Source organism: Lentzea sp. (genome assembly GCF_036380075.1).
Classification (GTDB): Bacteria; Actinomycetota; Actinomycetes; order Mycobacteriales; family Pseudonocardiaceae; genus Lentzea.
In genome coordinates this window covers 1-14,553 of the sequence record NZ_DASVFL010000032.1, presented here as the reverse complement: position 1 = coordinate 14,553, position 14,553 = coordinate 1, and the positions used below count along the sequence as shown (strand labels likewise).

At 68.3% G+C, this 14,553-nt stretch carries 12 protein-coding genes; 5 read left to right on the top strand and 7 right to left on the bottom strand.

Translation table 11 applies throughout. The annotated features are described in order from the left end of the window. Positions 1-10: 10 nt before the first annotated feature. The 7 genes from gyrA to dnaA form a co-directional block, all read right to left on the bottom strand. Positions 11-2,560: a DNA gyrase subunit A gene (gene gyrA, locus VF330_RS03620; protein ID WP_330850041.1), complete on the bottom strand. Its 2,550-nt coding sequence runs from the start codon at positions 2,558-2,560 to the stop codon at positions 11-13. Positions 2,561-2,645: 85 nt separating this feature from the next. After that, on the bottom strand, positions 2,646-4,616 hold the full coding sequence (gene gyrB / locus VF330_RS03615; protein WP_330850040.1) for a DNA topoisomerase (ATP-hydrolyzing) subunit B: 1,971 nt from the start codon (positions 4,614-4,616) through the stop codon (positions 2,646-2,648). A 227-nt stretch (positions 4,617-4,843) separates the two neighbouring features. After that, on the bottom strand, positions 4,844-5,377 hold the full coding sequence (locus VF330_RS03610; protein ID WP_330850039.1) for a DciA family protein: 534 nt from the start codon (positions 5,375-5,377) through the stop codon (positions 4,844-4,846). A gap of 118 nt (positions 5,378-5,495) precedes the next feature. Next, the gene (recF, locus tag VF330_RS03605) at positions 5,496-6,602 is read right to left on the bottom strand and encodes a DNA replication/repair protein RecF (protein WP_330850038.1); all 1,107 of its coding nucleotides are present in this window, start codon (positions 6,600-6,602) and stop codon (positions 5,496-5,498) included. Between the two features lie 5 nt (positions 6,603-6,607). Next, entirely contained in the window at positions 6,608-7,522 is a 915-nt protein-coding gene (gnd, locus tag VF330_RS03600; protein ID WP_330850037.1) for a phosphogluconate dehydrogenase (NAD(+)-dependent, decarboxylating), read from the bottom strand. 41 nt (positions 7,523-7,563) lie between these two features. Continuing rightward, the gene (gene dnaN / locus VF330_RS03595) at positions 7,564-8,688 is read right to left on the bottom strand and encodes a DNA polymerase III subunit beta (protein ID WP_330850036.1); all 1,125 of its coding nucleotides are present in this window, start codon (positions 8,686-8,688) and stop codon (positions 7,564-7,566) included. Positions 8,689-9,379: 691 nt separating this feature from the next. Continuing rightward, on the bottom strand, positions 9,380-11,011 hold the full coding sequence (dnaA, locus tag VF330_RS03590; RefSeq protein ID WP_330850035.1) for a chromosomal replication initiator protein DnaA: 1,632 nt from the start codon (positions 11,009-11,011) through the stop codon (positions 9,380-9,382). Between the two features lie 350 nt (positions 11,012-11,361). Between dnaA and rpmH the strand changes: the two genes are divergently transcribed. The 5 genes from rpmH to VF330_RS03565 are packed head-to-tail and all read left to right on the top strand — an operon-like array spanning position 11,362 to position 13,754. Continuing rightward, positions 11,362-11,505: a 50S ribosomal protein L34 gene (rpmH, locus tag VF330_RS03585; RefSeq protein WP_030465619.1), complete on the top strand. Its 144-nt coding sequence runs from the start codon at positions 11,362-11,364 to the stop codon at positions 11,503-11,505. Positions 11,506-11,530: 25 nt separating this feature from the next. Continuing rightward, positions 11,531-11,872 carry a ribonuclease P protein component gene (rnpA, locus tag VF330_RS03580; RefSeq protein WP_330850034.1) on the top strand — a complete coding sequence of 114 codons (342 nt, stop codon included), beginning with the start codon at positions 11,531-11,533 and terminating at the stop codon, positions 11,870-11,872. Then, on the top strand, positions 11,869-12,126 hold the full coding sequence (yidD, locus tag VF330_RS03575) for a membrane protein insertion efficiency factor YidD (RefSeq protein WP_330850033.1): 258 nt from the start codon (positions 11,869-11,871) through the stop codon (positions 12,124-12,126). Before rnpA ends, yidD begins: the two co-directional genes overlap by 4 nt. A 3-nt stretch (positions 12,127-12,129) precedes the next feature. Beyond that, positions 12,130-13,161 carry a membrane protein insertase YidC gene (gene yidC / locus VF330_RS03570; protein WP_330850032.1) on the top strand — a complete coding sequence of 344 codons (1,032 nt, stop codon included), beginning with the start codon at positions 12,130-12,132 and terminating at the stop codon, positions 13,159-13,161. Positions 13,162-13,190: 29 nt separating this feature from the next. Further along, complete coding sequence (locus tag VF330_RS03565; RefSeq protein ID WP_330850031.1) at positions 13,191-13,754, top strand: protein jag; 564 nt, start codon at positions 13,191-13,193, stop codon at positions 13,752-13,754. Positions 13,755-14,553: the final 799 nt, after the last annotated feature.

The following is a 14,553-nucleotide window of genomic DNA, read 5'->3' as shown; positions in this document are numbered from 1 at the left end:
CAAGTTCCGACTACTCGGCCGTGTCGGTGGGGGTTGCTGCCTGGTCGGCGTCGGCGACAGAGTCCTCCGCGGCAGACGTCTCACCGTTAACGACGTCGCTGGGCTCGTCCGCGTTGCGTGCGACGGCGATCAAAGTGGTGCTCTCGCCGAGGTTCATCAGCCGCACGCCCTTCGTCTGCCGGCCAGCCTTGCGCACCTGTTCGGCTCGGGTCCTGATGACCCCGCCGCTCGAGGTGATGGCGTAGAGCTCGTCGTCGACGTCGACGATGAGCGCTCCGACCAGCCTGCCACGTCGGCGGTCGTGCTGAATGGTCAGCACACCCTTGCCGCCCCGACCCTGGACCGGGTAGTCCTCGATCGGCGTTCGCTTCGAGTACCCCCCGTCGGTCGCGACCAAAACGAAGAGCCCCTCCTGGACGACGCCGACCGAGAGCAGCTCGTCGTCGGCGTTGAAGCGCATGCCCTGGACGCCCGAGGTGGCGCGGCCCATCGGGCGCAGCACGTCGTCGGTCGCGTGGAAGCGGATCGACTGGCCGTCGGCGGAGACCATGAGCAGGTCGTCATCCGCCGAGCACAGCACGGCTCCGACCAGCTCGTCGTCCTCGCGCAGGTTGATGCCGATCAGTCCACCCGATCGGTTGGAGTCGAAGTCGGACAACTTGGACTTCTTCACCAAACCCTTGCGGGTGGCCAGCACGAGGTACGGCGACACGTCGTAGTTCTTGATCTGGATGACCTGCGCGATCTCCTCCTCCGGCTGGAACGCGAGGAGGTTCGCGACGTGCTGGCCGCGGGCGTTGCGGTTGGCCTCCGGCAGCTCGTAGGCCTTCGTGCGGTAGACGCGGCCCTTGTTCGTGAAGAACAGGATCCAGTCGTGCGTGGAGCACACGAAGAAGTGGGCGACGATGTCGTCCTGCTTGAGCTGCGCGCCCTGGACGCCCTTGCCGCCGCGCTTCTGCGCCCGGTAGAGGTCGGTCTTGGTGCGCTTCGCGTAGCCGGTGCGCGTGATCGTGACGACCACGTCCTCGACCGCGATCAGGTCCTCCATGGACACGTCGCCGTCGAACGGGATGATCTTGGTGCGGCGGTCGTCGCCGAACTTCTCCACGATCGCCGTGAGCTCGTCGCGGACGATCTTGCGCTGCCGCTCGGGCTTCTCGAGGATGTCCTTGAGGTCCGCGATCTCCAGCTCGATCTCGGCCAGCTGGTCGATGATCTTCTGGCGTTCGAGGGCGGCCAAGCGGCGGAGCTGCATCTCCAGGATCGCGTTGGCCTGGATCTCGTCGACGGCGAGGAGCTCCATCAGGCCGGTGCGCGCGAGGTCCGGCGTCTCGGACCGGCGGATCAGCGCGATCACCTCGTCGAGGTGGTCGAGCGCCTTCACCAGACCGCGCAGGATGTGGGCGCGCTCTTCCGCCTTGCGCAGGCGGAACCTGGTCCGCCGCTGGATGACCTCGATCTGGTGCTTCACGTAGTGGCGGATCATCTGGTCGATCCGCAGCGTGCGCGGCACGCCGTCGACCAGCGCCAGCATGTTGACGCCGAACGAGTACTGCAGCTGGGTGTGCTTGTAGAGGTTGTTCAGCACGACCTTGGCCACCGCGTCGCGCTTGAGCGTGATCACGATGCGCATGCCGATGCGGCGGTTGGACTCGTCGGCGATGTTCGCGATGCCGGTGAGCTTGGCATCGCGCACGAGGGCGGCGATGTTCTCGACGAGGTTGTCCGGGTTGACCTGGTACGGCAGCTCGGTGACGACCAGGATCGTGCGGCCCTTGGCGTCCTCGTCCATCTCGACGACGGCGCGCATGCGGACCGAGCCGCGGCCGGTGCGGTACGCGTCCTCGATGCCGGACGTGCCGAGGATCTGGCCGTAGGTCGGGAAGTCCGGGCCCTTGATCCGGGCGATCATGGCTTCGAGGGTCTCCTCGTCGGAGGCCTCGTGGTTGTCGAGCGCCCAGACCACGCCGTCCGCGACCTCGCGGAGGTTGTGCGGCGGGATGTTGGTCGCCATGCCGACCGCGATGCCGGAGCTGCCGTTGATCAGCAGGTTCGGGATGCGCGACGGCAGCACCGTCGGTTCCTGGATGCGACCGTCGTAGTTGTCGCGGAAGTCGACGGTGTCTTCCTCGATGTCGGCCAGCATCTGCATGGCCAGCGGGGAGAGACGGCACTCCGTGTACCGCATGGCGGCGGCGGGGTCGTTGCCCGGCGAGCCGAAGTTGCCCTGGCCCTGGATCAACGGGTACCGCATCGCCCACGGCTGCGCGAGGCGCACGAGCGCGTCGTAGATCGCCGAGTCGCCGTGGGGGTGGTAGTTGCCCATGACGTCGCCGACGACGCGGGCGCACTTGTTGAAGCCGCGGTCGGGGCGGAAGCCCGAGTCGAACATCGAGTACAGCACCCGGACGTGCACGGGCTTGAGCCCGTCGCGCACGTCCGGCAGCGCACGACCCACGATGACGGACATCGCGTAGTTGATGTACGAGTTCTGCATCTCCTGCTGGATCTCGACCGGCTCGATGCGGTCGTGCTCCGGGGGCAGAGTCGTCTCGCTCACTGATCTCTTTCCTTCTCGCCAGAAACGCCAGGACGCCTAGTAGCCAAGGCCGGACCGGTGGTGCGGCGCGTCGCGCGCCGCGCCACTAGATGTCCAGGAACTTGATGCTCTTGGCGTTGCGGGTGATGAACGAGCGGCGTGCTTCGACGTCCTCGCCCATGAGCACGCTGAACAGCTCGTCGGCGGTGGCCGCGTCGTCCATGGTGACCTGGCGCAGGATCCGGTTGGCCGGGTCCATCGTGGTCTCCCACAGCTCCTCGGCGTTCATCTCGCCGAGACCCTTGTACCGCTGGATGTTGTCGTCCTTGCCGAGGCGCTTGCCGCCCTCGATGCCGGCCTTGATCACGGCGTCGCGCTCGCGGTCGGAGTAGACGTACTCCGGCTCCGCGCGCTGCCACTTGATCTTGTAGAGCGGCGGCTGCGCGAGGTAGACGTGGTTGTGCTCGATGAGCGGCTGCATGAAGCGGAACAGCAGCGTGAGCAGCAGCGTGCGGATGTGCTGGCCGTCGACGTCGGCGTCGGCCATCAGCACGATCTTGTGGTAGCGCAGCTTCGACAGGTCGAACTCGTCGTGGATGCCGGTGCCCAGCGCCGTGATCAGCGACTGGACCTCGGTGTTCTTGAGGACGCGGTCGATGCGGGCCTTCTCGACGTTGATGATCTTGCCGCGGATCGGCAGGATCGCCTGGTACATCGAGTCGCGCCCCTCCTTGGCCGAGCCGCCTGCCGAGTCACCCTCGACGATGTAGAGCTCGCAGCGCTCCGGTTCCGTCGAACGGCAGTCCTTGAGCTTGCCGGGCAGGCCGCCGATGTCGAGCGCGCCCTTGCGGCGCACCAGCTCACGGGCCTTGCGAGCGGCGATGCGGGCCTGCGCCGACGACACCGACTTGGTGACGATCGTCTTGGCCTCGTTGGGGTGCCGCTCGAACCAGTCGGCCAGGTGCTCGTTCGTCGACTTCTGCACGAACGACTTGGCCTCGCTGTTGCCCAGCTTGGTCTTCGTCTGCCCCTCGAACTGGGGCTCCTTGAGCTTCACCGAGATGATCGCGGCGAGACCCTCGCGGATGTCGTCGCCGGTGAGGTTGGTGTCCTTCTCCTTGAGGAGCTTCTTCTCGCGCGCGTACTCGTTGACGACGCGCGTCAACGCGGCGCGGAAGCCCTCCTCGTGGGTGCCGCCCTCGTGCGTGTTGATCGTGTTCGCGAAGGTGTAGACCGACGGCGTGTAGCCCGTGTTCCACTGCATCGCGACCTCGACCTGGAGGTCCTCGCCCTGCGCCTCGAAGCCGATGACCTTCTGGTGCACGGCCTCGCGCGTGTGGTTGATGTGGCGGACGAAGTCCTCCAGGCCACCCGGGTAGTGGTAGACCCGTTCCTTCACCGCGGCCTTGTGGCCGTCGGCGTCGGCTTCGGTGTCCTCCTCGGAGACCCGCTCGTCGCGCAGGACGATGGTGATCCCCTTGTTGAGGAACGCCATCTCCTGCAGCCGGCGCGCGATCGTCTCGACGTTGTACTCGGTGGTCTCGAAGATGTCCGGGTCCGCCCAGAACGTGACGGTGGTGCCTGTGTCGTCGGTCGCCTCGCCCTGGCGCAGCTCGTGCGCGGGCTTCGAGTTCTCGTAGCGCTGGGTCCAGACGTGGCCCTGCCGCTTGATCTCGACCTCGACGGCGGTGGACAGCGCGTTCACCACGGAGATGCCGACGCCGTGCAGACCGCCGGACACCGCGTAGGAGTCGCTGTCGAACTTGCCACCCGCGTGCAGCACCGTGAGCACGACCTCGACGGTCGGCTTGCCCTCGACCGGGTGGACGTCGATGGGGATGCCACGACCGTCGTCGATCACCCGGACGCCGCCGTTGGCCAGCAGGGTGACGTCGACCGTCGTCGCGAACCCGGCCATCGCCTCGTCGACCGAGTTGTCCACGACCTCCTGGACCAGGTGGTGCAGACCGCGCTCGCCGGTCGAGCCGATGTACATGCCCGGCCTCTTGCGCACTGCCTCGAGACCCTCGAGGACGGTGATCGAGGACGCGCCGTACTCATTCTTCTTAGCTGACACGGGCCTGGAGTCTCCTCGCTGATGCGGGCAGAGCCGCACGGTGATGGGTGACGCTCCCTGTGATTCTACCGGGACACCCCGACAGAAAGGGGTCAAGGACACCTTTGAATCGGTCACAGAGCGCCTCAAGGAGCGCGAACCGGGTCAGGACGGCTGAAAAGGGGGTTCAAATCCCCAGGTGAACGCTCATTGCGCCACAGGACGGCCGCTGAGGCCTTGACAGGGCCTCACCCGTAGGTGTCACGCGGACCGCGCCCAGGCGCGTGCCTGGGGCCGTGTCGCCAGCTGGGAGCGTCCGGACCCTTGATCTTGAGCTTCTTGACGACGCCGTTGCCGACACCCGCGGCGATCCGCTTGATGAGCTCGCGCTGCAGGAGGCGCAGCTGGGTGGCCCATGCCGTCGACGACGCCTGGACCGTCAGTTCCCCGTCACTGAGCGCGATCGGTTTCGCGTGCTCGGCGACGTCCTCTCCCACCAGTTTCGCCCATCGGCCGAACACCTGGCCACCCTGCAGCTGCTCGACCCAGCCGCGGTCCGCCGCGATCCTGGACGCGATGCGCCCGAGCGTCTGCGGGTCGCGGTCGTCGGGTCCCGGACCGGACCAGCGGCGCCGGCGGCGGTTGACCGGACGGCCCTTCGACTTGCTCCCCGGCACCCGGCCGCGGGCCTTCGCGCTGGCCTTCGCGGCCTCGAGCGCGGCCCGCGCGAGGTCGGATCCCTTGAGTTGTTCACCCTCAGGTGTGAATGAACCTGTGGACAAGTCCGGTTTTGTGACGGAGTTATCCACACCATCCACAGACTTGTCCCCAGATGTGTGGGCGGACACACCCGATCGAGCTACATGTGGGGGCTTGGAACCCCCAGAGTCAGGCGTCGAGTCAGACACGCCGCACCTCCCCGCCGTGCACCTCGAACCGGGCACCGCTGAGCTCGTCGGGAACGTCCTCCGCCACCGCCGCGGTGATGAACACCTGCTCGGCTCCGGCCGCCACCTTCGCCAGCTGCTGCCGCCGGCCGCGGTCGAGCTCCGCGAACACATCGTCCAGCACGAGCACCGGTTCGATGCCGTCGACACGCATCAGCTCGTAGCCCCCGAGCCGCAGGGCGAGCGCGAACGACCATGACTCTCCGTGACTGGCGTAGCCCTTGGCGGGCAGCTCGCCGAGCGTGAGCTCCAGGTCGTCGCGGTGAGGCCCGACGAGGCACACGCCGCGTTCGATCTCCTGCCGCCGCACCCGGTCGAGCTCGGCGAGCAGCAGGTCCTCGATGCTCTCCCGGTCCTCCGGCAGCTCGCCGACGCTCGACCGGTACGAGATGAGCGCCGGCCGCGACTCCGGTGCGACCTCCGCGTACGCCGTGGTCACGTGACCCGCCATGTCGCGGACCAGCTTGAGCCGGGCGGCCAGCAGCTCCGCTCCGTGCTTGGCGAGGTGCCCGTCCCACACGTCGAGCGTCGACAGGTCCGCCGAACGGGAGTGCTTCACCGTCTTCAGCAACGCGCTGCGCTGCTTGAGCACGCGGTCGTAGTCGCTGCGCACACCGGCATAGCGCGGTGCGCGCAGCACGAGCATCTCGTCGAGGAACCTCCGCCGGTCACCGGGGTCGCCGCGCACCAGGGAGAGGTCCTCCGGTGCGAACAACACCGTGCGCAGGATCCCGAGCACGTCACGGGGACGCGGCACCGGACCGCGGTTGATCCGCGCCCGGTTCGCCTTGCCCGCCGTGATCTCCAGCTCGACGAGCAGCTCGCGGTCGTCGTTGACCACGGCCGCCCGCACGACGGCGCGCTGGGCGCCGTGCCGGATCAGCGGCGCGTCGGTGGCGACGCGGTGCGAGCCCAGCGTCGCCACGTACCCGATCGCCTCGACCAGGTTCGTCTTGCCCTGGCCGTTGCGCCCGACGAGCACGGACACGCCAGGCTCGAACGCCAGGTCGGCGAGCTCCCACGAGCGGAAGTCGCTGACCTGGAGGTGTCTGACGTGCACTCGCGCTAGCCCTGGGTGCTGCCGGAACCGGACGACGGACCGGCGAGGTGCACGGAGTGGCCACCGAACTGGTTGCGCAACGCGGCGACGGCGCGCATCGCGGGCGAGTCCTCCTGGCGCGAGGTGAACCGGGCGAACAGCGCGGCGGAGATCACCGGCAGCGGCACCGCGTTGTTGATGCCCTCCTCGACGGTCCACCGGCCCTCGCCGGAGTCCTCGACGTAGCCGCGGAGGTCGTCGAGCTCCGGGTCCGACTCGAGCGCGCGCACCAGCAGGTCGAGAAGCCACGACCGCACGACGGTTCCGCGCTGCCAGGCCGAGATCACCGCGGGCACGTTGTCCACGACGTCGGTCTTGTCGAGCAGCTCGAAGCCCTCGGCGTACGCCTGCATGAGGCCGTACTCGATGCCGTTGTGGACCATCTTCGAGTAGTGGCCGGCGCCGACCTTGCCCGCGTGCGCGAAGCCTTCCTCGCGCGGGCCCTCCGGACGCAGCGCGTCGAAGACCGGCATCGCCTGCTCGACGTGCTCCGCGGTGCCGCCGACCATCAGCGCGTAGCCATTGTCGAGGCCCCACACGCCACCGGACACACCGGCGTCGACGTAGCCGATCTCCTTCTCCGCCAACAGGTCCGCGTGGATCCGGTCGTCGGTGAACTTCGAGTTGCCGCCGTCGATCACGAGGTCACCCGGCGACAGCAGCTCGGAGAGCTCCTTGACCGTGTTCCTGGTGATGTCGCCGGCGGGAACCATGACCCACACCACGCGCGGAGCCTCGAGCTTGGACACCATGTCCGCCAACGACTCCGAGTCGCTGACCTCCGGGTTGCGGTCGTAGCCGATCACCTCGTGACCGGCACGGCGCACCCGCTCGCGCATGTTGAAACCCATCTTGCCGAGGCCGACGAGTCCGAGCTGCACGGTGTTCTCCCCTGGACGTTTCTTCGTACCCGGTAAGAGGTTTAGCCGGGCAGGCGCACGGGCATCAGCAGGTACAGGTAGCCCGGCGCCACGTTCCCATCCTCGTCCACCGGCTTGAGCAGCGCCGGTCGGCTGGGTGTGGTGAAGGACAAGTGGACGCGGGGCGTGCGGACCGCACCAAGACCGTCGAGGAGATATCCGGGGTTGAACGCGATCGTGACCGCGTCGCCGGTGTACTCCACGGGGAGCTCTTCCTCGGCGGAGCCCTCGTCGTCGCCACCGGCCGACAGGCGCAGGCCGCCGTCGACGAACTCGAGGCGCACCTGGGTGCCGCGCTCGGCGACGAGCGAGACGCGCTTGATCGCCTGGACGAGCGTGTCGACCTCGATGATCGCCGCGGCCGAGTGCTCGCTCGGCAGGAGCTGGCGATACTTCGGGAAGTCCGCGTCGAGCAGGCGGGTGGTCGTGCGCTTGCCGGAACCGGACAGGCCGAGCAGTCCGTCGTTGGCGGCGAGCGACATCTCGACCTTGCTGCCACCGGAGCCGAGGGTCTTGGCCGCGTCGCCGAGGGTGCGGGCAGGGACGAGGACGGCGACCTCGCCGAGGGACGCGTCCGGCTCCCACGGGAACTCGCGCATCGCCAGGCGGAAGCGGTCGGTGGCGACGAGCGTCAGCTTGCCCTCGCCGATCTCGACGCGCACACCGGTGAGCATCGGGAGCGTGTCGTCCTTGCCGGCCGCGACGGCGACCTGGCCGACGGCCTCGCCGAAGACGTCCCCGGGGAGCTCGCCGATCAACTGCGGCATCGAGGGCAGAGCGGGGTAGTCCTCGACCGGCATCGTCGGGAGGCTGAACCTGGCGCTGCCACAGCTGATCATCATGCGGGAGCCGTCGACCGCGATCTCGACGGGGTGGTTCGGCAGCGCCTTGGTGATGTCGGCGAGCAGACGCCCGGAGACCAGGGCGCGGCCGCCGTCGGCGATCGTCGCCGGGACACCGACCTGGGCGGAGACCTCGTAGTCGAACCCGGAGACCGTCAACGAGTCGTCCGACTCCGCGTCGAGCAGCACGCCGCCCAGCACCGGGACCGGTGGACGGGACGGGAGGCTGCGAGCGACCCAGGCGACGGCGTCGGCCAGGCCGTCGCGTTCGACGCGGATCTTCATGAGGCGTCCTTTCCTCGACAGTCGACAAGCCCGACCACGACAACGTGCCAGTGGGGGGTGGGGAGCCTCGACCCTCGGCTGACCGAGGTGCGGAGCAACCACGTTAGAGCGTCCTGGCCCTTCCCGTCACTTCGGGGTTCGGGCACCGATCCCCGGGAACGGTCCACCGCTGTTTTGCTTTTGAGTTCTCTCAAGAAGAGATCCAACAGCAGTAACAGTAGGGGTTGTGGATAGTGGGGACAGGCGTTAAACCTGCTGGTCAACATGTCACCCACCATGTGGGCTGCATGGGGATGGCACCCGGGGACAGATCGGCGCACCCGGGGACAGCCAGTTGTGCACAGGTCTCGATCCACAGATCGTCCACAGTTGTCCCCGGGTGCGTCCCCGGGTGCGGGGCAGTTGTACCCGGGTGTTCAACAGGCTTCTGTGGCCGGATCGTGGCCGGGGCCACAAACTTTTCCAGTTGTCCCCACCCCTTCGAGTGCCGGGGGCGAACAGAAACCTTCCGCGAGCGGTCGGAAGCCTCGCTCTCACCCGGGTTCGAGCGCGCGCGTACGCGCCGTGTGCTGGCCGTATGTCGTCACGTCTTCTATGGGCTGCCGTAGAGCACCGAACGCGGACTCGTTGCGAGCGCACGAAAAAGGGGCCCTCCGTGTCGGAGGACCCCTTCGTCACCACCCGGGCGGGATCAGGGAGCGTGGCGGGCGCGCTGCTTGATCCGCGACGTCAGTTCCTGCACCTGGTCGTAGATCCGCCGGCGCTCCGCCATCTCCTTGCGGATCTTCTTGTCCGCGTGCATGACCGTCGTGTGGTCGCGGCCGCCGAACGTCTGGCCGATCTTCGGCAGCGACAGGTCCGTCAGCTCGCGGCACAGGTACATGGAGATCTGCCGCGCCTGCGCCAGCGCCTTCGTCTTACCCGGGCCGCAGAGGTCGTCGATCGAGACTCCGAAGAACTCGGCGGTGACCGCCATGATCGTCGGCGCGGTGATCTCCGGCGCGTGCGAGTCGGGGATGAGGTCGCGCAGCACGATCTCGGCGAGCTGGATGTCGACCGGCTGGCGGTTGAGCGACGCGAACGCCGTGACGCGGATGAGCGCGCCCTCGAGCTCGCGGATGTTGCGCTCTATGCGGGAGGCGATGAACTCCAGCACGTCGGCCGGGGCCGCGAGCCGGTCCTGGGCCGCCTTCTTGCGCAGGATCGCGATCCGCGTCTCCAGCTCCGGCGGCTGGATGTCCGTGATCAGACCCCATTCGAACCGCGTGCGCAGCCGGTCCTCCAGCGTCTCCAGCCGCTTGGGCGGCCGGTCGCTCGACACCACGATCTGCTTGTTCGTGTTGTGGAGCGTGTTGAAGGTGTGGAAGAACTCCTCCTGCGTGCCTTCCTTGCCCTCCAGGAACTGGATGTCGTCGACGAGCAGCACGTCGATGTCCCGGTAGCGGCGCTGGAAGGCGACCTTGCGGTCGTCGCGCAGCGAGTTGATGAAGTCGTTGGTGAACTCCTCGGTCGACACGTACCGCACGCGCATGCCGGGGAACAGGCGCTGGGCGTAGTGCCCGACGGCGTGCAGCAGGTGCGTCTTGCCGAGGCCGCTCTCACCCCAGATGAAGAGCGGGTTGTACGCGCGTGCGGGAGCCTCGGCCACCGCGACGGCCGCGGCGTGCGCGAACCGGTTCGAGGCGCCGATGACGAACGTGTCGAAGTTGTACTTCTCGTTCAGCCGCGTCTGCGACGGCGACGGGTTCGCCGGCCGCGTGTACGGGAGGTTCGTGTTCGGCGTCGCGACCGCGGCGGTGTTCGCCGTGTTGAACGTCGGCCAGATCTCGGTGACGGCGGCGAGCGCGTCACCGGCCTCGTCCACCTCTTCCTCTCCCCCGTCGACACCGGCGGTCTCGTCCGCGAGGACGGGCGTGTCGCCGTTGGGGACCACCGGCACGACCGGCGGTGCGAGGGGCTGGACCACCTGGGCGGCTTGCGCGGCTTGGGCGGCTTGCACCGCCTGGAGCGCGTGCACGGAGATCGGGGTGGTCGGCGGGCTCACGACGGGACTCACCGGTTCCGGCGAGTCGACCTTCACCGCGAGGGACACCGAGCGGCCGAGCCTGCGGGACAGCGCCGCGGTGATCGGGTCGCGCAAAGCGCGTTCGATCGCCTCCTTGGCGAAGTCGCTGGGGGCCGCGAGCAGGGCCGTTCCGTCCAGCAGACCGATGGGACGGGTGACCCTCATCCACGCGCGCTGCTGAGGGGACAGGTGGCTCGTCGCCAGTTCCTGCACCACCTCGGCCCACACGAGACCAAGGTCGACCTGCTGGTTCGACACCTCCGCGCTCCCCTCCCCTCCGCCGGAGCCCACGACTCCACATGTGGACACGGAGAATAGAGGTATCCACAGAGTTATCCACAACTGTGCACTAAAAGGTGCGTTGTGTTGCCGGTTCGGTGGCGGCTCCCACGCCAGCTCCGGCACGCGCGAAGGACGAACGGTAACAAGGCCCGGCACGCGTCACAAGACGTGGCATCGACCACCCCGATTTGGCCGCCGCACCCGGGCATGCGTACCCTCGTAGGAGTCTCCCGCTTGCGACGGGCGCCTTTCGCGCGCCTACGTCCACTGCCATCGGGGGCAACCACAGAGGCTTTGTCAGCAGTGAAGCACCGGGAGAACCGACCGTGAGCAAGGGTAAGCGCACCTTCCAGCCCAACAACCGTCGCCGCGCCAAGACGCACGGCTTCCGGCTGCGCATGCGGACCCGCGCCGGCCGCGCCATTCTGGCCGCGCGCCGCAGCAAGGGCCGTGCCACTCTGTCCGCCTGACAGCGCTGGCAAGCGCAGCGTCGTCGTGCTACCACCGGCCGCCCGGCTCACCCGCAGCCAGGACTTCGGCCTGGTGGTCCGCAGAGGCCGCCGCGCCGGACGACCCCGGCTGGTCGTCCACGTCTTGAAGCCCGACGTGCCCACCTTGGATTCGTCCAAGGTGGGCTTCGTCGTGAGCAAGGCAGTCGGCAACTCGGTGGTGCGCCACCGCGTGTACCGGCGCCTGCGCCACGTCGTCCGCCCGTGCCTGGCAGACCTGCCGCCGGGAACTCTCGTCGTGGTCAGGGCGTTGGCACCAGCAGCCGAGGCGTCGAGCTCCGAGCTCGCCGCTGATTTCTCTTCCGCCCTGCGCAAGGTGCTGCGATGACCACGTTGCCCGCGAAGGTCGCGCTTCTTCCGGTGCACTTCTACCGGAAGTTCGTCTCGCCGCTGCTGCCGCCGACCTGTCGCTTCTACCCGAGCTGCAGCGCGTACGCGGTCGAAGCGCTGACCGTCCACGGTGTGCTGCGGGGAACCTGGCTGACGATCCGCCGGTTGCTGCGCTGCGGACCCTGGCACCCTGGAGGCCTGGACCCCGTTCCGCCGAGGCGGCAGGTCCCCGACGTATCCACCGAGGAGTAGTCCGTGCTCAACTTCATCTACTACCCGGTGTCCTTCATCTTGTGGTGTTGGCACTGGGTGTTCGGCAAGGTCTTCGGTGAAGCGAGCGGGTTCGCCTGGGCGCTGTCCGTGATCTTCCTGGTCTTCACGCTCCGCGCCATCCTCTTCAAGCCGTTCGTCGGCCAGGTGCGCTCCATGCGGCGGATGCAGGAGTTCGCGCCGGAGATGCAGAAGATCAAGAAGAAGTTCCCGAACGACCGCCAGCGCCAGGCCCAGGAGATGCAGAAGCTCCAGTCCGAGCACGGCGTGAACCCGCTCGGCGGCTGCCTGCCGATGCTGGTGCAGATCCCGGTGTTCATCGGTCTGTTCCACGTGCTGCGCTCGTTCAAGCCCGGCTGGGGCGAGGTCTACTTCTTCGACGCCAAGGGCGTCGAGTCCTTCGTCAACGCGAAGCTCTTCGGTGCGAACCTCTCGACGTTCATCACGATGCCCGACAACCTCCTGCGGGACTTCGGAACCGAGCGCCTGAACGTCATCCTCGTGTCCGTGCCGCTGATGATCGTGGCGTCCATCGCGACCCACTTCACGGCCCGCCACTCGGTCGCCCGGCAGAACGCGTCCGCTCTGGACAACCCGCAGACGGCGATCATGAACAAGCTGACGCTCTACATCTTCCCGCTGGGCGTCCTGGTCGGTGGCTTCTTCTTCCCCGTCGCGATCCTGATGTACTGGCTGTCCAACAACGCGTGGACCCTCGGCCAGCAGCACTTCGTCTACAAGCGCATCGACGCCGAGGAAGAGCAGAAGAAGGCCGCCGTCGTGGAGACCCGCCAGGCCCTGGCCCCCAAGCCGGGCGTGAAGCCGGTCAACCCGAAGAAGCCCGCGCCGGGCGTCAAGCCCGCCAACGGCGCGAAGCGCATGCCGACCGCGGGCCCGAGCGGAGCCCCGAAGGCCACCACGCCGGAAGCCACCAACGGCAGCGCCAACACCGAGATCCCCGGCCTGACCCCAGGTCGATCCACCAGCAAGAAGCCGGGCAGCAAGAAGCGCCGCTGATTTCGGGCGTTGCCCGGAGAGGAGACATCGTGTCGGAGACCTTGCAGGCGACCGACGACGTGGAGGCGTCGACGCCGGCCGAAGAGGCCGGGACCGCCGAGGCCGAGCCGCAGTCGCAGAGCAAGACCGAGGACCTGCTCGTCCAGGAAGGCGACATCGCGGGCGACTACCTCGAGCGCCTGCTCGACCTGCTCGACTACGACGGCGACATCGACCTGGACGTGGAAGGCGGCCGAGCGGTCGTCAGCATCGACGGCGGCGAGGACCTGTCCAAGCTCGTGGGCCCGCGGGGCAACGTCCTCGAGTCCCTCCAGGAGCTCACCCGCCTGGCCGTCCAGCAGGAGACGGGCGTCCGCTCCCGCCTGATGCTGGACATCGCCCAGTGGCGAGCGGGCCGCAGGGCCGAACTGGCCGAGATGGGCCGCACCACCGCGGAGAAGGTGGCCGCCTCCGGCGAGCGCGCCCGCCTGCACCCGATGACCCCGTTCGAACGCAAGGTCGTCCACGACGCGGTCGCCGCCGTCGCGGGTGTGCACAGCGAGAGCGAGGGCGAGGAGCCGCAGCGCCGGGTCATCATCTTCCCGAAGCCCTGACGGCAGCACTCCCCCACGGCCCCTGGTTCCACCGGAACCAGGGGCCGTTTGCTGTCTCAGGGTTGGTGAGGAACGCCGGAGACAGCCGCGCAGAGAAGCGGCGGGCGTGAGGGCGTAGGTCCGGGAGATGGGCGCAGGGCGGACGCGCGGGTTCGGGAGGTGGAGCTGTGGGACGCGCGGGGCGGGGTGGAGTTGCGGGGGCACGAGAAGGCGGGCGCTGGGAAGCGGTGCAGGAGGAGACCGCGAGGCGAAGGTGAGTGAGGCGTCGGGTGTGCGTATGCGGTGGCGGACCGTGGAGCAATGCGGTTGGCCTCAGGGTGACGAGCGCGCAAGGCGGACGCGCGCGGTGCCTGCTGGCGAGAGGTCCACGGGGTGAGGCGTACGGCGGCCCGATGGGCATGAGCACGCCAGCGTCGAGCAAGGGAACTGTGAGACGAACCAAGTAGCGGACCGACGCCGCGCCACCCCCACCACTCGGCGTCGATGGCGAAGCCGAGACGTCCTTCCTTATCCCCACGGCCCCTGGTTCCACCGGAACCAGGGGCCGTTTGCTGTCCTGGAGACCGAGGGTCGGCAGAGGGAGGGGCGGCATGAATGGGGGCTTGTGTTCGGGAAGTGGAGCGGCTGGGAGGCGGAGTGGCGAGCCGGTCGGCCCCTGGGAGGCGGGTGGACGAGGCGGAGTAAAGCAAGGATGGCCAGCCTCCCCACGTCCACTCGGGCTCACCGAAGGACGATGGAGGAGCCGAGTCGCACTCCCGCGCGACTCAGGGCAACGGCGAAGCCAAGCCGCCCACCTCAG